At 39.7% G+C, this 19,698-nt stretch carries 23 protein-coding genes, 1 other RNA gene and 1 riboswitch; of the genes, 21 read left to right on the top strand and 3 right to left on the bottom strand.

The window, feature by feature from the left end:
- Positions 1-101: 101 nt before the first annotated feature.
- From F1560_RS16945 to F1560_RS16935, 3 genes are all read left to right on the top strand, one after another.
- Positions 102-1,328: a dicarboxylate/amino acid:cation symporter gene (locus F1560_RS16945; RefSeq protein ID WP_149475836.1), complete on the top strand. Its 1,227-nt coding sequence runs from the start codon at positions 102-104 to the stop codon at positions 1,326-1,328.
- A 245-nt stretch (positions 1,329-1,573) separates the two neighbouring features.
- On the top strand, positions 1,574-3,286 hold the full coding sequence (gene acsA, locus F1560_RS16940) for an acetate--CoA ligase (RefSeq protein ID WP_149475835.1): 1,713 nt from the start codon (positions 1,574-1,576) through the stop codon (positions 3,284-3,286).
- A 97-nt stretch (positions 3,287-3,383) separates the two neighbouring features.
- Entirely contained in the window at positions 3,384-3,914 is a 531-nt protein-coding gene (locus F1560_RS16935; RefSeq protein ID WP_149475834.1) for a hypothetical protein, read from the top strand.
- An 86-nt stretch (positions 3,915-4,000) separates the two neighbouring features.
- On the opposite strand, the gene hmpA is transcribed toward F1560_RS16935, so the two are convergent.
- Complete coding sequence (gene hmpA / locus F1560_RS16930; protein ID WP_149475833.1) at positions 4,001-5,230, bottom strand: NO-inducible flavohemoprotein; 1,230 nt, start codon at positions 5,228-5,230, stop codon at positions 4,001-4,003.
- A gap of 140 nt (positions 5,231-5,370) precedes the next feature.
- Between hmpA and F1560_RS16925 the strand changes: the two genes are divergently transcribed.
- Complete coding sequence (locus F1560_RS16925; RefSeq protein ID WP_149475832.1) at positions 5,371-5,808, top strand: Rrf2 family transcriptional regulator; 438 nt, start codon at positions 5,371-5,373, stop codon at positions 5,806-5,808.
- A 66-nt stretch (positions 5,809-5,874) separates the two neighbouring features.
- A complete protein-coding gene (locus tag F1560_RS16920; protein WP_149475831.1) occupies positions 5,875-6,390 on the top strand; it encodes a type 1 glutamine amidotransferase domain-containing protein in 516 nt (171 codons plus the stop codon).
- A gap of 75 nt (positions 6,391-6,465) precedes the next feature.
- On the opposite strand, the gene F1560_RS16915 is transcribed toward F1560_RS16920, so the two are convergent.
- Together F1560_RS16915 and F1560_RS16910 are read right to left on the bottom strand one after the other, a co-directional pair.
- On the bottom strand, positions 6,466-7,755 hold the full coding sequence (locus F1560_RS16915; protein WP_149475830.1) for a glycoside hydrolase family 18 protein: 1,290 nt from the start codon (positions 7,753-7,755) through the stop codon (positions 6,466-6,468).
- 64 nt (positions 7,756-7,819) lie between these two features.
- Positions 7,820-8,353, bottom strand: a complete 534-nt coding sequence (locus F1560_RS16910; protein WP_149475829.1) for a cysteine hydrolase family protein — start codon at positions 8,351-8,353, stop codon at positions 7,820-7,822.
- Between the two features lie 85 nt (positions 8,354-8,438).
- On the opposite strand from F1560_RS16910, the gene tadA reads away from it, so the two are divergent.
- From tadA to holB, 16 genes are all read left to right on the top strand, one after another.
- Positions 8,439-8,900, top strand: a complete 462-nt coding sequence (tadA, locus tag F1560_RS16905; RefSeq protein WP_149475828.1) for a tRNA adenosine(34) deaminase TadA — start codon at positions 8,439-8,441, stop codon at positions 8,898-8,900.
- A gap of 57 nt (positions 8,901-8,957) precedes the next feature.
- An RNA gene (gene ffs, locus F1560_RS16900) (signal recognition particle sRNA large type) lies at positions 8,958-9,223 on the top strand.
- Between the two features lie 196 nt (positions 9,224-9,419).
- Positions 9,420-9,522: riboswitch (TPP riboswitch) on the top strand.
- Positions 9,523-9,612: 90 nt separating this feature from the next.
- Positions 9,613-10,392, top strand: a complete 780-nt coding sequence (gene thiM / locus F1560_RS16895) for a hydroxyethylthiazole kinase (protein ID WP_149475827.1) — start codon at positions 9,613-9,615, stop codon at positions 10,390-10,392.
- A 33-nt stretch (positions 10,393-10,425) separates the two neighbouring features.
- A complete protein-coding gene (locus tag F1560_RS16890; RefSeq protein ID WP_149475925.1) occupies positions 10,426-10,785 on the top strand; it encodes a Lin0512 family protein in 360 nt (119 codons plus the stop codon).
- 25 nt (positions 10,786-10,810) lie between these two features.
- A complete protein-coding gene (gene tenA / locus F1560_RS16885) occupies positions 10,811-11,500 on the top strand; it encodes a thiaminase II (RefSeq protein WP_149475826.1) in 690 nt (229 codons plus the stop codon).
- Positions 11,501-11,703: 203 nt separating this feature from the next.
- Entirely contained in the window at positions 11,704-13,386 is a 1,683-nt protein-coding gene (gene dnaX, locus F1560_RS16880; RefSeq protein WP_149475825.1) for a DNA polymerase III subunit gamma/tau, read from the top strand.
- Positions 13,387-13,421: 35 nt separating this feature from the next.
- Positions 13,422-13,736, top strand: coding sequence for a YbaB/EbfC family nucleoid-associated protein (locus F1560_RS16875; protein ID WP_149475824.1), 315 nt, complete (start codon positions 13,422-13,424; stop codon positions 13,734-13,736).
- Between the two features lie 91 nt (positions 13,737-13,827).
- A complete protein-coding gene (recR, locus tag F1560_RS16870) occupies positions 13,828-14,424 on the top strand; it encodes a recombination mediator RecR (RefSeq protein ID WP_149475823.1) in 597 nt (198 codons plus the stop codon).
- 16 nt (positions 14,425-14,440) lie between these two features.
- Positions 14,441-14,656: a YaaL family protein gene (locus F1560_RS16865; RefSeq protein WP_149475822.1), complete on the top strand. Its 216-nt coding sequence runs from the start codon at positions 14,441-14,443 to the stop codon at positions 14,654-14,656.
- 146 nt (positions 14,657-14,802) lie between these two features.
- Positions 14,803-15,066: a pro-sigmaK processing inhibitor BofA family protein gene (locus F1560_RS16860; RefSeq protein ID WP_149475821.1), complete on the top strand. Its 264-nt coding sequence runs from the start codon at positions 14,803-14,805 to the stop codon at positions 15,064-15,066.
- 231 nt (positions 15,067-15,297) lie between these two features.
- Positions 15,298-15,495, top strand: coding sequence for a sigma factor G inhibitor Gin (locus F1560_RS16855; RefSeq protein ID WP_149475820.1), 198 nt, complete (start codon positions 15,298-15,300; stop codon positions 15,493-15,495).
- 212 nt (positions 15,496-15,707) lie between these two features.
- Positions 15,708-17,126 carry an aminotransferase class I/II-fold pyridoxal phosphate-dependent enzyme gene (locus F1560_RS16850; protein WP_149475819.1) on the top strand — a complete coding sequence of 473 codons (1,419 nt, stop codon included), beginning with the start codon at positions 15,708-15,710 and terminating at the stop codon, positions 17,124-17,126.
- A gap of 15 nt (positions 17,127-17,141) precedes the next feature.
- Complete coding sequence (gene tmk, locus F1560_RS16845; protein WP_149475818.1) at positions 17,142-17,768, top strand: dTMP kinase; 627 nt, start codon at positions 17,142-17,144, stop codon at positions 17,766-17,768.
- A 15-nt stretch (positions 17,769-17,783) separates the two neighbouring features.
- Positions 17,784-18,113, top strand: a complete 330-nt coding sequence (locus tag F1560_RS16840) for a cyclic-di-AMP receptor (RefSeq protein ID WP_149475817.1) — start codon at positions 17,784-17,786, stop codon at positions 18,111-18,113.
- A 35-nt stretch (positions 18,114-18,148) separates the two neighbouring features.
- A complete protein-coding gene (locus tag F1560_RS16835) occupies positions 18,149-18,583 on the top strand; it encodes a YaaR family protein (RefSeq protein WP_149475816.1) in 435 nt (144 codons plus the stop codon).
- 120 nt (positions 18,584-18,703) lie between these two features.
- Positions 18,704-19,693 (top strand): DNA polymerase III subunit delta', encoded by a 990-nt coding sequence (gene holB / locus F1560_RS16830; protein ID WP_149475815.1) that lies wholly within the window; start codon positions 18,704-18,706, stop codon positions 19,691-19,693.
- Positions 19,694-19,698 lie beyond the last annotated feature (5 nt).

The following is a 19,698-nucleotide window of genomic DNA, read 5'->3' as shown; positions in this document are numbered from 1 at the left end:
GCATAGCATTTCAAAGCAATTTCACTTCTGCATTCTGCCCAATTGAACAAGTACAGCATAAAGTCAGTTAAATTAAATTTAAAACAGAGAGGACAAATTATATGAGTCTAACAAAAAAGATTATGATTGCCCTCATATTAGGGGTATTTGCCGGTATTATTTTAACCTTTGTTCCTGATAAGGCGTTTTCATTACTAGATACGTATCTACTAGACCCTGTTGGTCAAATTTTTATTAATTTAATTATGATGCTTGTTGTTCCACTTGTATTTGTTTCCATTACATTAGGGACAGCAGGGCTAGGTGAGCCTGCAAAATTAGGGAAAATCGGTGCGTATACGGTTAGCTTTTTCCTAATTACAACGGCATTCGCACTAGTAATTGGTCTTGGACTCGGATATATTCTCCAACCCGGAAAAGAGGGTGTATTCAATATAGATCAATCTTATGAAGCAGCTGAAGCACCACCAATTATGGAAACGATTATTAATATCATTCCAGAAAATCCAGTCGCATCAATGGCTACTGGTGATATGCTGCAAATTATAGCATTTGCTATTTTTATAGGAGTTGCTTTAGGTTTCCTAGGAGAAAAAACAGCAGGGATTCATCGTTTATTTGAACAAGCAAATGAAATTTTAAATTGGTTAGTTATGCTAATTATGAAAGCTGCACCATATGGAGCATTCGCACTTATTGCCTCTGCGATTGGTGATGCAGGAATAGATGCAATTGGTTCCATGGCGATGTATATGGTTACGGTTGTGCTTGGTTTAATCGTTCATGGAGCGATTGTATATAGTCTAGCAATTTGGTGGCTTGGTAAAGCAAACCCGCTCAAGTTTTATAAAGGATTCTTCCCAGCAATGTCCGTTGCTTTTAGTACATCGAGCTCGAACGCAACATTACCGATTTCGATGAAAACTGCCCAAGAAAATCTCGGTATTAAGAAAGAGATTAGTAGCTTTGTCCAACCATTAGGTGCGACCATTAATATGGACGGAACAGCGATTATGCAAGCTGTTGCTACGGTGTTTATTTCTCAAGTATATGCACTGCCATTAAGTGCTACAGACTTGCTTCTAGTTGTTCTAACAGCAACATTAGCTAGTATTGGAACAGCCGGTGTACCTGGTGTAGGCTTGATCATGCTGGCAATGGTATTAGGACAAGTAGGCTTACCTGTAGAAGGGATTGCATTGATTATTGGTATTGACCGTATCCTTGATATGTTACGTACCTCTTTAAATATTACAGGCGATGCAGCATGTGCTTATATTATTTCTGAAAAGGAAAAGCGTGACGAAGAAAAGGCTGCGAAGGCTTAAACAAAATTATTCATTTTATCAAACACGTTGGTTGCTATGGCGCGCATCCAACGTGTTTTTTTAATAAATCTACTCTTTGGATTTCAATTTAATTAATATTCCGAATAATACTAATTGGAGTTAATTACTTTAAAATCGTCACAAAATGTTCTAAACTAGAAATAGTTACCGAATGTTTTAATTATTTTCAATTAATTATTTGATGAAAATAATGAAATCGATTACAAAGAAGATGAGGTGATTGGATGGATATGCAAGTAATACCAGCAAGAAGTGAAGATTATAATTTAAAAGATTACCAAAAAACAAGAGAAAACTTCAAATGGGATGATGTAAACAAGCACTTTACCTGGAACGAGACTGGTAAGGTAAATATCGCATACGAAGCATTGGATCGCCATGCAGAGAATCCTGCTAAAAAAGATAAAGTAGCTTTATTATATTCTGCTCCTGGTCGTGAGGAGCGGCTGACGTTTGCTGATTTGAGTAAACAGAGTAACAGGTTTGCAAATGTATTAAAGAAGCATGATGTAAACAAAGGAGATCGTGTTTTCCTCTTTATGCCAAGAAGTCCTGAATTTTATGCGGCCTTCTTTGGGATATTAAAAACGGGTGCAATTGCAGGACCTTTATTCGAAGCGTTTATGGAGCAAGCTGTCCGAGATCGCTTGCAGGATAGTGAAGCAAAAGTACTTATAACGACACCAGCACTAATTGAGCGGGTTCCACAAGATGAATTACCAAAATTAGAGACGATTATTCTTGTTGGTGAATCAGGGGTCGCTCATACTTATATTGATTATCATCGTGAAATGGCCGGGGCTTCAGACGAATTTGATATTGAATGGGTTAATTTAGAAGATGGCATGCTGCTTCACTATACATCGGGATCTACTGGGAAGCCTAAGGGCGTTTACCATGTGCATAACGCCATGATTCAGCATTATGCAACAGGGGAATGGGTTCTCGATTTGAAAGAAGACGATGTATACTGGTGTACGGCTGACCCAGGTTGGGTAACGGGGACAAGTTATGGTATCTTTGCGCCTTTGCTGCATGGTGTTACGAACGTTATTCGTGGCGGTCGTTTTACTCCAGATGACTGGTATGAAACATTGGAGAAAAACGAGGTAACCGTATGGTATACTGCTCCAACAGCATTACGGATGCTTGTTAGTCACGGAGAGGGTGCACTAAGGAAATACAACCTTACCTCATTACGTCATATTATGAGTGTTGGAGAGCCATTGAATCCAGAGGTTGTTACATGGGGATTGAAAGCGTTCAATCTACGCATCCATGATACATGGTGGATGACAGAAACAGGTGCACAGCTCATCGTAAACCTGCCTACGTTAGAAATTCGTCCAGGTTCAATGGGGAAACCGATTCCTGGTATTGAGGCATCGATTGTTGATCATGAAGGAAATGAACTTCCGCCAAATCAAATGGGTAATTTAGCAATTAAAGAGGGCTGGCCTGCGATGATGCGGCAAATTTGGAATAACCCAGGAAAATATGAAAGCTATTTTATTAATGGCTGGTATGTCTCTGGAGATAGTGCATACCGTGATGAAGATGGTTACTTTTGGTTCCAAGGGCGCCTAGATGATGTCATTAATACATCTGGTGAGCGTGTTGGTCCATTTGAGGTAGAGAGTAAGTTAATTGAACACCCAGCTGTTGCTGAAGCTGGTGTCATTGGAAAACCACATCCAGAACGTGGGGAAATCATAAAGGCATTTATTTCCTTGAATGAGGGCTATGAAAAATCGGATGAACTGTTAGAGGAAATCCGCCAATTTGTTAAAACGGGTCTCAGTGCACATGCTGCACCAAGGGAAATCGAGATTCGCGACAGCATTCCGAAAACAAGAAGTGGTAAAATTATGCGTCGCCTGTTGAAGTCCTGGGAGCTTGGTCTACCAACTGGGGATACATCAACATTAGAAGAGTAAGTTCATATAACTTTGGTTGATTGCTTTCTAGTAGCAACGACCAAAGTTTTTCCTTATGCTGTAAGTTACAGTTAATTTATAGAGGAGCGTTTATACGATGAACGACAGGTATGTATCTGATGACCCCATCCACTTTTATCCAGAAACGACGATTTACATGATTCCGGGAGATGTACTTTATTCCCATAAGACTGCATTATCTTCCATTGTCGTAGGACATGCTGGGATTATTGGCGAGGACTTTCGAATTTATCATGTAAATAGGTGGCCGAGCTATGGGCATGGAGATAGTATGCCGATTTATTTAAGCAGGCATAAAAAGGGCGAGAAGCTGACGATATTACGACATCCAAATAAGGAAGAAGCAAAAAATGCAGCAAGATGGGCAAAGCGGCATAAGGAGCAGATAAATGCTTATCAGTATACGAGGAATCTTCGAGATATCCAACAAAACTATTGCTCCAAATTTGTCTGGCAAGCTTTTTACTTTGGAAATGACGGGAAGGTCGATCTTGCAACAACAATGATAAACCGATCCACAAATCTTAGAAGGTATATTATGCCAGCGCAAATTTATCGAGGGCTACAACGAATTGGAGCATTCGATAATGTGCTTTATCGTGATTAAGTTTTTTTGTAAAAGAAGTAACTGCTTTGCTGCTTAACAAGGGAGAAAAAAGACAGCCTAGCTTGGCTGCCTTTATCAAATGCTATTTATTTCGTAATATCATCGGACGGTCCAAAGATTTCAAAGTGGATATCCGTGTCATTCACTTGATATGCTTTCAAGTGTTGATACATCGCACGCATAAAGCCTTTCGGTCCACAGAAATAAAATGCAGCATCGTTTGTTGGCAGAATGGAAGCTAACCATTCATCATCAATTCTACCTGCTTTATCAAACGAATCACCTTCGCTAGGGCTGTCATACACGGTATAGCTTTTCACATGGTTATTTTGCCCAGCGATTTCTTCGACACGATCTTTCATTGAATGGAATTTACTTGATTGTGCAGCGTGGATATAAATAATCTCACGTTCAGGTTGTTCTTTAATTGCTGTTTCAAGCATACTGATCATAGGTGTTAATCCAACACCACCACTAATTAGGGCGAGTGGTCTAGTGTCTTCCACATCTAAAAAGAAGTCCCCAGCTGGTGCACTGATTGGTAGGATGTCTCCTTCATTAACATGTTCATGTAGGAAACTAGATACAACTCCTTTTGGCTGATCTAAAGCAGCATCTTCGCGTTTTACACTAATTCGATAAAAGTCCCCACCTGGAGCAGCAGATAAACTATATTGACGTAAATGGTTATACGCTTCTCCGTCAATGACAGCCTTCACGGTAATATACTGTCCAGCTCGATAGGAAGGAAATGCCTCTCCATCTTCTGGCTGTAAATAGAATGATGTAATAACATCACTCTCTACCTCTTTTTTAATGACTTTAAAGTTACGATAGTCTACCCATCCACCAGGCGTTTCTTTTACCTCGTCATACATTTCAGCTTCAACAGAAATAAATACATCTGCGATCACACCATATGCTTTTGCCCAAGCATCTATAATCTCATCTGTTGCTGCATCTCCTAACACATCTTTAATTGCTAATAATAAATTCTCACCAACAATTGGATAATGCTCTGGCTTAATATTTAAGCTGCGGTGTTTTTGGGCAATTTGCTTTACAACGGGTACGATAGCTTCTAAGTTGTCGATATGGACAGCAGCTGCGTAAACCGTATTCGCGAGCGCTTTCGGTTGATCGCCTTTTCGTTGATTCGTTTGGTTAAAAATATGCTTTAATTCTGGGTGATTTTCAAACATCATTTGATAAAATCGTTTAGTTATTGCAGTTCCATGTTCCTCTAAAACTGGTACAGTAGCTTTTATAATGTCTCTAGTTTTTTGATCTAATCCAGTAGCTGTTTCTGTTGTCATATCAAAGCACTCCTTACCGTTTTTTTAAAACCTGTATTTATAATACATGTTTAATTATAGATGTTTTATTTGCACTGTATCAATAGTGAAAAACGATTTTGTGTTACAATATTGTGAAGAGGTTAACGAGGTGATTCATCATGCAATTAAAAAAGTATACCGATTACGCATTGCGCGTTTTAATTTATACAGGAACGAAACCGAATGATGAGCTTGCTAGTATTAAAGAAATCTCAGAGGTTTTCAACATCTCGCAGCATCATTTAGGGAAGATTGTCTTTGAATTGAATAAAATGGGCTTACTGGAAACGATTAGAGGAAGAAATGGTGGGATTCGTCTGGCAAAGCCAGCAGCTGAGATTAACGTAGGGTTACTTGTCCGTAGTCTCGAAAGTGATTTTAACTTACTGGAATGCTTTGATAAGGGAACAAACCATTGTGTGATTACCCCAGCATGTACATTAAAACACGCACTGAATAAAGCCTTGCATGCTTTTTTTAAAGTGCTTGATGAATATACGGTTCAGGATTTAATTTCGAATGAAGAGGAATTACGAGCTTTAATGGGCATGCATTGATGATGTTTTAATTCCTGTTAAATGGGAAGACTCTTTATGAATCAAATCATAAGGAGCGGATAAACAATGGGTAAAAAAATAGCAACAGTTATCACAAATATGTTTGAAGATGTCGAATATACAAGCCCAGCAGAGGCCTTTAAAGAAGCAGGACATGAAGTTATTACGATTGAAAAGGAAAAAGGCAATGAAGTAACAGGGAAAAATAAGGAGACTACGCTGACGGTTGACCATGGTATTGATGATGTCAATCCAGCTGATTTCGATGCATTATTTATTCCTGGTGGCTTTTCTCCGGATATTCTACGGGCGGATGATCGCTTTGTAAAATTTGCGAAGCATTTTATGGATGCGAAAAAGCCTGTATTTGCAATTTGCCACGGACCACAGCTGTTAATTACAGCCAAAACGTTAGAGGGTCGTGATGCAACAGGCTATAAATCGATTCAAGTTGATATGGAGTATGCAGGTGCTAAGGTTGTTGATAAAGAAGTTGTTGTTTGTCAAAACCAGCTTGTAACAAGCAGACAACCAGATGACCTGCCAGCATTTAATCGGGAATCCGTGAATCTATTGAAATAAGAACAAGAAGAAGACCGCCTCCGAATAATGGAGGCGGTCTTTGTATAGGTTTTACCGAAGTGTAGATTCGATTACCTATTCTAGTTTTGTTATTGTAAATTGGTCATCCAGTAAAAGCCAATTTTGTGGAAAGGCTAAGCCGAGCTTCCAATAGGCGATTCCTAATAGGTCGAGTTCTCGAATCATGTCGAATTTTGCCTGAATCGATCTTGCATCTTCGAACCATACTTCATGCTCATTTCCATCTGCATCTGTATAGGTGAAAAATGGTGCCTGTGCTACTGGATCAAATTGAATTGGGACATTATGTTCCCTGGCAATTGCAATGGCTTGCTGTGGGCTTACGGCACGTGCGGCTGCTCCTCCCTCAACAAACGGTAATGTCCAATCGTATCCATATAAGTTTTGACCTAATAAAATTTTATCCGCGGGAATAACCGTTAGGGCGTAATCAACGACATTTCGAACTTGGTTAATTGGTGAAACAGCCATAGGAGGACCGTAGCTATAGCCCCATTCATAGGTCATTAATACAACGAAATCGACTATTTCACCATGGGCAGCGTAATCATGTGCTTCATACCATTGCCCCACTTGCTCATCGCTTGTTTTCGGTGCAAGAGCGGTGGATAGCAGTAAGCCTTCTTGGGAAAATCTCTCCTTTGCTTTACGCAGAAAAGCATTATATGCTTCTCGATCGTCAGATGGTAGAAATTCAAAGTCAAAGTGGATATCGGTAAAGCCTTCCGCCTGTGCCGTATTGACGATGGTATCCAATAGCGTATTTTGAACTGCTTGAACGGTTAGAATGATATGACCGAGCTCGTCGCTAAATCCGGGACCTTCTAGATTTGTCACAACCATCGCCATCGCAGTATCTGCGTTTGCAGCAATTTCCCTGAGATTTCCGATTGGGGGCGCAGTCAAAGAACCATCTCGATTCACCCGGTAGCTAAATAACGCAAGGTAAGTTAAATAAGGAGAATTTTTTGCGGCAGCATTTTCCAAGGTTTCTGAAACAGTATCCCCAAATGGTTCAATATAGGCATATGATGTAATTTCACGTTTAGCTGCGGGTGGAATATAAAGTCGCAACCCAACTGGAAGTGTCATCTCAGGTGAAATATTATTAATTGCTGCTAATTCTTGATAGCTCATCCCAAACCGATTCGCAATGGAATAGAGACTATCTCCTGATTGGACAAAGTAAAACTGACCAATGATTGGAATGACGAGTGCTTGCCCGATGACGAGCTCATCAGGAGCATCTAATTCATTGGCATTCGTAATGGCGACAGCAGTTGTATTGTATGTATTAGCGATAGACGCTAATGTATCTCCTTCTGTTACAACATGAATTTGCAAAAATACTTCCTCCTTCAAAACAGTTTCTCATTTCAACTTATGTGAAGGAGGTCAGCTATATGACTTAAACTGGATCAATATTCGCTTTCATAACAGAACGTATTAAATATAATGCATAGTCATTGTTCTCTTTTGTTTCTGAAGCCATGCAGTTTGCTGGGACATGCATTCCGAGTTGATACATATACGCATCTTTGGCAGTAAAAAGTATACAAATGTCACCAGCTATCCCCGCCATTATAAGATGACTTCTATTCAAATCTGTAAGTAAGGATTGAAGAGGTGTCTGGAAAAAGGCAGAGTGCTGTGGTTTAATCAGGAAGTAATCATCATCTTCTGGAGCGAGTGCTTCGATGATTTCCTTACTCCGATCATTTTTACAGTTAGCAATAATTTTATGGAAATCCGCTTGCCATAATCCGTAATGATCATTAACATAAATAGTTGGAAGATCGTGCTCTTTAGCAAATTTCTTTAACTTGATGAGGTTAGGCAAAATTGCTTTTGTATTTCGGTATAAATCGTCACCGCCATCAAAGTCAAAATCGTTGATAATATCGATAAATAATACGACCGTGTTATCCAGAGATGTATCCATTTGCAGTCTCCTTTTTTCAATATAGACTAATTAGTATTATTTCCTCTTTCCGTTTTGTTCAAACTCTAAAATAAAGTGTTGTGATATGATGAATGATGAAAAATTTATGGAAGCGGCAATTGGAGAAGCCCAAAAAGCTTTAACGTTAAATGAGGTTCCAATTGGTGCCGTTATTGTATATAACGATGAAATCATTGCAAAGGGCTATAACTTGCGGGAATCTTCGCAAACGACACTATCCCATGCTGAACTCGTTGCCATCCAAGAAGCAAATGAAAAGATTGGAAGCTGGCGACTAGAGGATTGTACGCTCTACGTTACATTAGAGCCATGTCCGATGTGTGCAGGTGCTATTGTCCAATCACGAATAAAACGTGTTGTATACGGAGCAACTGACCCGAAGGCAGGCTGTGCGGGTACATTAATGAATTTACTGAATGAACCACGCTTTAATCATCAAGTTGAATTAACGTCAGGTGTTTTACAAACAGAGTGTGCTGCATTACTAACAGATTTCTTTCGAGCGATTCGTAAAAGGAAAAAATAGTCGATAACCGGTATTTTCCATTGCATTTTGTCGTTTATGTCGTTATAATGGTAAATACCGTGCTAGGTGGGGAGGTAGCGGTGCCCTGTACTCGCAATCCGCTATAGCGAGGCTGAATTCCCACTCTAGGTGTGGCAATTTTATGGTCTGCCTTAAGGGAGTGGTGTTGACGCCCGGGTCCTACGCAACAGGAACCCATGAACCCTGTCAGGTCCGGAAGGAAGCAGCAGTAAGTGGAATTTTCTGTGTGCCGTGGGGAAGCCTAGGCCGAGCCATGAACTTAAGTAACGCATAGGGTCGTCACATCGAAAGTGGGTGCACGGCTACATAATGCAATCAAACACTCTTTTAAACGCTTCACAGCGTTTAAAAGAGTGTTTTTTAACGTAGCTAGAAAAATGTCATAAATCTATCTAAATCTGCATGTCATATGGATAAGAGCTGGGTTTTAAATATTTTTTCGTATGAATAATTTTACTTTTACGAAAAAATGAAATAACATATAGATAGAATAAATAAAAAATCCACTAGGGGTGCCATTTGGCTGAGATAAGATTCATTTCTTGATCCCTTTGAACCTGAACTGGTTAGTACCAGCGTAGGAAAGTGGAGTTGGCGACGTATACCTATTTTGTAGCTGTATATACAACCACTCCATTTCGGGGTGGTTTTTTTATTCTTCATTCTAAATTTATAGAGAGGAGATGTTTTGATGGGTGTTATTGCAAAAATTAAAGAAGACAAGCCGTTTATTTTTAATATTACCAATGAAGTTGCGAGTAATTTTGCTGCTAATGGTCTAATCGCAATTGGCGCGTCTCCTGCAATGTCCCATACGCCTAGAGAAGCAAAAGACTACGGAGAAATTGCCGACGCAGTAGTGCTGAATCTTGGGACATTAACGGAGGACCGCGGAGAAGCAATGTTAAAGGCTGGAAAGGCAGCAAACGAGAATGGGATTCCGGTTATTCTTGACCCCATTGCAGTTGGAGGGACAGATTTTCGGACGAACATAATTAATGAAATACTTACAACGGTAAAGCTTGCGGCAATACGTGCTAATGCTGGGGAAATAGCTGTGTTGGCTGGTACACTGGACGAAGCAAAGGGACCGGATTCCATTATTCAAGAAAATGATCCAGAAATCGCAAAAACGGTAGCTAAAAAATACGATACGGTTGTCATTTCAACTGGTGAAGTAGACGTCGTGACCGATGGCGAGCGAATAGCGTTGTGTAAAAATGGTCATGAAATGCTACAAAATATTACGGCAAGTGGATGTTTACTTTCATCATTTGTCGGACCTTTTGTAAGTGTCGTTGATGATTTTTATGAAGCAGGTATATATGCAGTGACAAGTTATGGAATTGCAGCAGAATTAGCAATGGAAAAAGCAGCGGGACCTGGAACATTTATTCCAGCATTACTCGATGCGTTGTATTTTCTGACGGATGAAAAAGTAGAAAAATACAAACAGGTTCAAGAATTATAGGGGAATAGTTCATTGTGGAAGGAGGTAAAGACAATGGAAAATCTTCTTTTTATTGAGACAGGCACAGGAATAGATGTGCATGGACAAGATGTGAATATTGCATCAGAACGAGCGGTGATGCATGCAATCCATACCAATTCCATGCCAGGTATGAAGAAAATTCTACCAGATGGTGACTTAGATAAGATGAAGGTACATGTAAAACTTGGTATCCCATTGGATCTTGAAAAATTAGATCAAAACAGAATAAAACAGTTAATTCCTTATGGCACAGTCACTGTTGAGGTATTGCCCGGTGGCATGGCAACCACCAGTGGGATTTTACTTGAAGATCAGCAGGATAAAAACGATTTGATGTATATTGTTAACGCTGTAGTGGAAGTCGGATATTAAATAAAATTAGGGGGAGGAATTTTCCATGCGTTTTTCAGAGTCATTACGAGAGGCAACGAAGCAAAGTTGGGAATTAAGTCTAAATCATCCGTTTGTACAGGGGATTGTAAGTGGTGATTTGCCACTGGAAACATTCAAAAATTATATTTTACAAGATATCTATTATTTGAAGCATTACGGCAAGGTGCATGCTTTTGCGGCTGCCCATTCGGATGATTTTCATGTTGCTGCTAACCTGGCTGAAAAAGCAAAGAAAACAGCAGAAGCAGAGCTAACCGTTCATAAAGAGCATGCAGAAACTTTAAAGATTACCAATGAAGAAATTGAGAATTTTAAGCCTGCACCGACTGCCTATGCGTATACGTCGCATCTGTATCGGGCGTCGTTGTCTGGTAGCCTGGCCCAGATTGTAGCCGCAATGCTGCCATGTTACTGGTTATATGCTGATATTGGTTTGACCTACAAGGACGCAAAACCGAAAGAAGAAATTTACCAAAACTGGCTGAACACGTATGGTAGTGAGTGGTTCCAAGAGTCCACACAGGAAATGATTGACCTGCTCGATGGATTAGCGGAAAAGGCAAGTGAAACAGAAAAAGAGAAAATCAAAGACCAGTTTATTCTTGCGAAAGAATATGAACTCGCATTTTGGGAGATGTCCTATACGTTTGAAACATGGCTTTCGGAAAAAGCAATGAATTCGACATCTGTTTAAAATTTTTAAAACCAGGGTGGCTGACGATATGCCATCCTGGTTTTTAGTCCCACAGAATAAAAGAATCCTCTTCCACCTATAAACGAAATGTGGCAGTAACTCCAGATGAATGTTATAAAAAATATATTTAACCCTGTTTTGGTTCACATTCACCCCTAAAATCGGGTATAATTAGAAATAGATCATAGAGGGGAATCTGTATTATGAGCTATCAAGCTTTATACCGCGTTTGGCGTCCAAGAACCTTTGAGGACGTCGTAGGACAAACACATATTACGAGAACACTGCAGAATGCGATTGTACAGGAAAAATTTTCGCATGCTTATTTATTCTCTGGGCCTAGAGGGACAGGGAAAACGAGTGCTGCCAAAATATTTGCCCAAACAATCAACTGTGAGCATGCACCAGTCAAGGAACCATGTAATGAATGTGATGCATGTCGTGGCATTTTGGATGGGTCGATTTCAGATGTCATTGAGATTGATGCTGCATCCAATACGAGTGTCGATGATATTCGTGAAATCCGAGACAAAGTGAAATATGCTTCAAGTGCAGTACCATATAAAGTGTACATCATTGATGAGGTGCACATGATTTCCATCAATGCATTTAACGCATTACTGAAAACATTGGAAGAACCACCAAAGCATGTCGTCTTCATTTTGGCAACGACCGAACCACATAAAATTCCATTAACGATCATTTCTAGGTGTCAGCGATTCGACTTCAAACCGATATCCAATAAAGCAATTGTAGATCGTATGCAAGCAATTATGGAAGCAGAGAATATATCTGTTACCAGCGAAGCATTGGATACTGTTGCATTGGCAGCTGAAGGCGGAATGCGTGATGCGCTGAGTATCCTCGATCAAGCAATTTCCTATAGTGAGGATCAAGTAGAACTCGATGATGTCCTGGCTGTAACAGGTGGCGTATCTCAAAAAGTTTTAACTGATATTGTCAAAGCTATGCATGAAAAAGATGTGGAGCAGGCACTGCAGCTTTTGGATAATCTGATTCAACGCGGGAAAGATCCGGGACGATTTGTATATGATCTCATTTATTTTATGCGTGATTTGTTACTGTTCAAAAGTGCTCCAACTTTGGAAGGCTTACTGGAGCGTGCCAGAGTGGATGACAACTTTCATGCGCTTACTGATTCTGTATCAACGCAGTGGATTCAAGATGCGATTATCCAACTGAATCAGTGTCAGCAAGAGATTAAATGGACGAATAGTCCAAAGGTTTTTATCGAAATTGCGATACTAACGATTACCAATCGTTATCATGCACAGGAGTCTACTGAAGCTGATGTTGATTCCGAGGCAGTAACAAAACTGATGAACAAAATGACGCAATTGGAAAAAGAGCTGACCAACTTGAAACAGCAGCCAGCTCAGACGAATCAAGCTCCAGCTGCAGCTGAAAAAAGAAGACAGCCTACAAGAGCATCGAAAAACAGCTATAAAATTCCGTTTGAGCGGATTCGTGATGTGCTTGGTAAAGCAGAAAAGCCTGCATTAAAACAAGTGCATTCACAGTGGGCTAACTTTTTAAGTAAGCTAAAGCAGGCGAATGCACCTGCACATGCAACGATCCAGGATAGTAAACCTGCAGCTGCTTCCACAGATACACTCGTTGTCGCCTTTAAATATGAAATCCACTGCTCCTTATTTTTAGATAATCGGGAGACAGTTGAATCCGTACTTGCGAGTGTGATGGATAAGCAATTAACGATTATCCCAATCCCAGATAATGAGTGGACACAGCTCCGTACGGAATATATAAGCAAACAAGATAAACCAAAGGATGAAGAACAAGGAGACCCACTAGTAGATGAAGCTAGGAAGCTCTTTGGAGATGAATTACTGGAAATACATGATTAAAACAACAAATAATTAAATTAAAGGAGGTATTTTCCATGAAGGGAAATATGAACAATATGATGAAGCAAATGCAAAAAATGCAAAAGAAAATGATGCAGGCACAGGACGAACTGCATGAAATGTCTTTTGAGGCATCAGCTGGTGGTGGAATGGTTACCATTACGGCAAACGGGAAAAAGGAAATTACGGATATTGCCATTAAAGAAGAAGTTGTAGATCCAGATGATATCGAAATGCTACAGGACCTTATCATTGCGGCAACAAACGATGTATTGAAACAAATTGATGATAAAACAAACCAAACAATGGGACAGTTCACAAAAGGCTTAAACATGCCTGGCATGTTTTAATTGAAGGACAAAACGGCAGGGGATCACCATGCCAAGTATAAGCACCCGGTTTGAAGCGGGTGCTTATGTTTTCGTTTAGGAGGCAGGCTTAATGTATTATCCAGAACCAATATCGAAGTTAATTGACAGTTTTACAAAATTGCCGGGCATTGGACCAAAAACAGCTGTCCGTCTGGCATTTTTTGTTTTGAATATGAAAGATGATGATGTGCTTAACTTTGCAAATGCATTAGTGAATGCCAAAAGAGAACTTTCCCATTGTACCATTTGTGGACATATTACCGACCGGGACCCATGCGCGATATGTTCGGATACGTCACGGGATAATTCGATTATTTGTGTCGTTCAAGATCCAAAGGATGTCATCGCAATGGAAAAAATGAAGGAATTCCACGGAAAATACCATGTTCTTCATGGCGCAATTTCACCAATGGATGGAATTGGACCAGAAGATATTAATGTCCCTGATTTAATCAATCGATTGAAGGATGAGGAAGTAAAGGAAATCATCCTAGCAACGAACCCAAACATCGAAGGGGAAGCAACTGCAATGTATATTTCGCGCCTTGTTAAACCATCAGGTATTCGCACGACTCGAATCGCACATGGTTTACCTGTTGGCGGCGATTTAGAATATGCAGATGAAGTGACATTATCGAAGGCTTTAGAGGGTAGAAGAGATTTATAGAAGTTAGGTGAAGTGCATGGGGAAAAAAATAAAGAGAACAGATGTCGACAACGAACTGCTTGGTACAATTATTCAAGTAGAACAAGAATGGAAGCAGATCGAGTCTATTGTAAAACAAAGTATGGAGCCTTCGCTCAATGGACTTCAGCAAGAAGCAATTGCTCGGGCAAAGTATTTATTTCTTCTACGTGAAGCGAGAAAGCGTAATGTCAGTGCAATGCGAGTTTACTAGAGTTCATAGATACGAAAAGACAAGGTGGGAGTTTAAACGGCCTTGTCTTTTTATATATCGTTTCTTTCCCGTCTTCTTTAGTTCTTTTTTATAGAATATCTGCATATTTTACTAATAAAGAGGTTGAGGAAGAGGGTTGATTTCAATTGAGTTCTGTAATTGTTATTTCGGTCATTGTTGGACTAATTATCATTTTATTATTCGTTGGCGCTCCTGTTAAACCAATGAAATTCATTGGACAGGCTACAGTAAAGCTTGGAATTGGGGTTCTGTTTTTATTTTTCTTTAATGTATTTGGGGGGATGTTTGGACTGCACATTCCAATTAATCTCTTTACCGCTGTCATATCTGGATTTTTGGGGTTATTTGGATTGGCGTCCTTGGTGGCAATTCAGCTGTTTATTGTTTAGTTAGATCATATTTTTCATAGTGGAAACAAAAATAATCCCCGCTTGGATGATGCATACCAAGTAGTTGGATTATTTTTTGTTGTAGAAAGGAACGTATAAAAACATCCCTATCTGCAATTAACATATTTGCTTAAAGCATTGGCACACATTCCTAAACCTAAAAGTTTCAAAGTTTTCCCGTATAGTTTTCGTTAGATTGGGAGATACTAGTTTTTAACGGAGGTGGGGAAGGTGGAACAAACTAATTCATTAGGGCTTTCACAATGCGGTATCTGTGAGGAACATAAGGAGAAAGGAATTCATTTATACACGATGTTCATTTGTACGGAGTGCGAGTATAATATGATTCATACGGAGCCAAGAGAAGAAAAGTATAACTATTATTTACGAAAATTAAAGAATATCAATCAACCGAAATTATATTCATAGCTACTCAGAGGTCTTTGCTTGCAAAGGCTTCTTTTGTTGATCTGGGAATGATAAAATTGCTATGCTATATTTATTACTGAAATAGTAAGGTTCCTAAAAAAACCTTACTATTCGTATTAGTACTAATATGTATACTTAAAGATGTCACTTCGTCGTTGTTACGTCATTTATAATTCACCTTACTTTTAATAGAAGATAGAGGAGGGATAAGGATGAATCACAATCGAATCCCGATCTTTGAAAAATTACAGCAATTTACATACACAGATCCGCTATCGTTCCACGTACCAGGTCATAAAAATGGTGAAATATTCCCTAAACATGCAAGGTCTTATTTTGATTCCATCTTAAAGTTAGATATGACAGAGCTACATGGATTAGACGATCTCCATGCGCCAACTGAAATCATTGCCGAAGCAGAGAAATTAGCTGCTGACTTTTTTGGTTCGGATCATACGTTTTTTCTTGTCGGCGGAAGTACGGCAGGGAATTTGGCAATGATGTTAGCAACTTGCTCTTCGGGAGAGAAAATCATTGTTCAGCGTAATTGTCATAAATCGGTTATGAATGGCTTGGAACTATGTGGGGCAAATCCAGTATTTATTGCCCCGGATTATGATGAAGCGGTAGATCGCTACACGAATCCAAGTTTAGCTACCTTAAAAGAGGCGTTACAAAAGCATCCAGACGCAAAGGCGGTTGTGCTCACCTACCCTGATTATTTTGGTAGAACGTATCCAATTAAAGCTATGATAGATTTGGCACATTCGTATAACATTCCAGTCCTCGTCGATGAAGCGCACGGGGTTCACTTTGCTTTAGGGAAACCTTTTCCAGCATCTGCCCTAACACTTGGAGCAGATGTTGTTGTGCAATCGGCCCATAAAATGGCCCCGGCAATGACAATGGCTTCCTATTTACATATAAATTCCAAGCTTGTTTCAAAGGAGCGTATTGCTCATTATTTGCAAATTATCCAGTCGAGTAGTCCTTCCTATCCATTAATGGCTTCACTGGATATTGCGCGCTTCTTTTTAGCTCAGTTACAAATCGACGATATAGAACGCATCTTGGAAAGTGTAAACAAGGTGCGCAGCATATTGGATGGGTGCGATGCATGCAATATCCTGTCAATAGAGGAACAGGATGATCCATTAAAAATAACGTTACACGTGAAACAATCGTATTCGATTCAAGATATGGCCCGATTGTTCGAAGAAGAAAATTTGTATCCAGAACTTACATCACATAATCAACTTTTGCTTGTTCATGGGCTTGCACCGTTTGAAAAAAGAAAGCAGCTTCAAAAAATAGTAAAAAGCGTCGGGGAACAATTAAAAAACGGGCCAAATCATGCTACAATAGAAATAGCAAAGCTTTTTCCAGAACCAATTCAGGAGTTGGCTTTGTCCTATCAAGAAATGCAGGCAAGATCTTACAGAAGTGTACCTTTTGATGAAGGTATCGAACATATAGCAGCAGAGGCAGTCATAGCCTATCCGCCGGGAATTCCGATCATTCTTAAGGGTGAGCGCATTACAGCAGCACATCTTGCTACCATCCGACAGCTTCGTAATCAAGGTGTTCGAATTCAACAACGGGAATCAGGCATCAAGATCTACAGGAAATGATGAAGGAGATATAACATGAGTGGTTTTTTTATAACATTTGAGGGTGGAGAAGGTGCGGGAAAAACAACCATCCTTCAAGCAATCGCAACAAGGCTAACGGATAGGGGTTATGACGTCATAACGACCCGAGAACCAGGCGGTATCAAAATTTCTGAAAAAATCCGTGACATTATTCATGACCCGGATCATACAGAAATGGAAGAACGAACGGAAGCACTTCTCTATGCTGCAGCACGAAGACAGCATCTCGTAGAAAAGGTACTTCCAGCACTGGAGCAAGGGAAAATTATTCTCTGTGATCGTTTTATTGACAGTAGTTTAGCATATCAAGGGTATGCCCGTGGATTAGGAATTGATGAAGTATTATCCATCAATCAATTTGTCATTGGGGATTGTATGCCAGATTTAACTTTATTTTTTGATATTACGCCAAAAAAGGGATTAGAGCGTATTGCAGCGAATAAAGATAGAGAGAGGAATCGATTGGATCTTGAAAATCTTGGGTTCCATGAAATGGTTTATGAAGGTTATCAAATTCTTAAAGACAAATTCCCTAACCGGATTCAAACGATTGATGCAGATCAATCCATGGACTTAGTTGAACGGGCTGTGCTCGATCGTATTATCAATTTTATAAAATAAAGGGGGCTTACGCACATGAAACTAATCATGGCAGTTATCCAAGACAAGGATTCCAATCGTTTAGTAAATGCTTTGGGAGAAAAAGACTTTAAGACAACAAAGCTTGCTTCAACAGGTGGTTTTCTGAAGGAGGGTAATACAACCCTGATGATTGGATGCGAAGATCAAGAAGTAGATAATGCCTTAGAGGTTATTAAGGATAATTGCTCGCATCGTGAGCAAATGGTCGCTCCAATCTCACCAATGGGAGGCAATGCAGATTCTTATATTCCAAAGCCAGTTAAAGTTGAAGTTGGTGGAGCAACGGTATTTGTACTTCCAGTCGAATCATTTTTACAGTTTTAAGTTTTAATTAGTAAGTAAGAAGGGGGGCTGGACCGATGAAAATAACAAACGAAATGCAAGCAAATTTAGAGCCGAAGTATGCGCGCAAGGCAAGTGCAGATAAACAGGCTTTCAGTAAAATGGTTCAGTCCCAAACGCAAAGTTTAAAGCAGCAGGAATTACAACAGCTTGTTACTAATATTACAAAGCAAGGAAATAAGCTTGCTCGTTATCGGTCATTTCGCGAACTGGCCGCATTTAAACGAATGGTGAAAGGATTTTTACAGGAAACCGTTTATTCTGGATATACCTTGGAGAAATCGCATCATTTCGGCTTAGATGGACAAACTAGGAAGTTAGCAATCGTCAAGCAAGTAGATGAAAAGCTAATTAGGCTGACAGAAGAAATTATGAACCAAGAAAAGAAGACAGTAGATATCCTAGCACTTATCGGAGAAATTAAAGGATTACTGATTAATATATATACGTAAGCGCCCAGTTAGCGACATACGGACTGCGCCCCGAACTGTGGGGTGGTTCGACGTGGTTGTTTTAGTACAAGGAATTATTCATTTCTAATTAAAGAAGTAAAAGCTTAAGGACGGATACATATGAAAACATGGTCTAAAGTGGCTGACGTGCAGCCGCTAGCAACACGTATTATAACAAATAGCATTAAAAAAGATCGGGTTTCTCATGCGTATTTGCTCCAAGGCGAACGAGGAACAGGTAAAGGAGCAATTGCTTTACTGATTGCTAAAGGTCTGTTCTGTCGTAATAAATCAGGCGTAGAGCCGTGTAATGAATGTAATAATTGCAAACGGATTGATTCTCGTAATCATCCAGATGTGCATTGGATTGAGCCAGATGGACAATCGATTAAGATTGAACAAGTACGTAATTTGCAAAAGGAATTTACGTATTCGGGTCTCGAATCCAATCAAAAGGTATATGTAATTAAGGATGCGGACACATTGACTGTAAATGCCGCAAACCGAATTCTGAAGTTTTTAGAAGAGCCAAGTAAAGAAACGACAGCGATTATGCTGACAGAGAATAGTCAATCGATTATTCCAACCATCCGTTCACGCTGCCAAGTTATTGATTTAAAGCCACTCCATGCGGCTTCCTTTCAAAACCGATTAATAGAGCAAGGAATGGTGGAAAATCAAGCCGTGCTCATTAGTGCCCTCACGAATAATTTCGATGAGGCCTTTAGGTGGAGCGAAGATGCGTGGTTTGCAGAAGCTAGAAAACTAATGGTACAATTAATAGAAATGTTTATCACAAAGCCTGAAGACGTTTATCTCTTTATTCACAGTCGCTGGGTAGTCCATTTTAAGGAGCGGCAAGAGCAGGAGCAGGGATTGGATTTATTACTTCTGGCTTTTAAGGATATTCTTTATTACCATATTGGGAATGAAGATATGATGGTATTTTTCACCTCCAATGATCCGCTCGTTGAAAAGGCAGCAATGTCCTTTTCCCAGGAACATCTTGTGAATAGCTTGAATTTCGTTCTACAGGCAAAGAGGAAATTGAAGCAAAATGTTCAACCCACCTTGGTGATTGAACAGCTAGCACTTCAAATACAGAGGTGAAATGG

It is taken from the genome of Oceanobacillus polygoni (assembly GCF_008304605.1).
GTDB lineage: Bacteria > Bacillota > Bacilli > Bacillales > Amphibacillaceae > Oceanobacillus > Oceanobacillus polygoni.
This window is presented reverse-complemented; position numbering and strand designations above follow the sequence as displayed.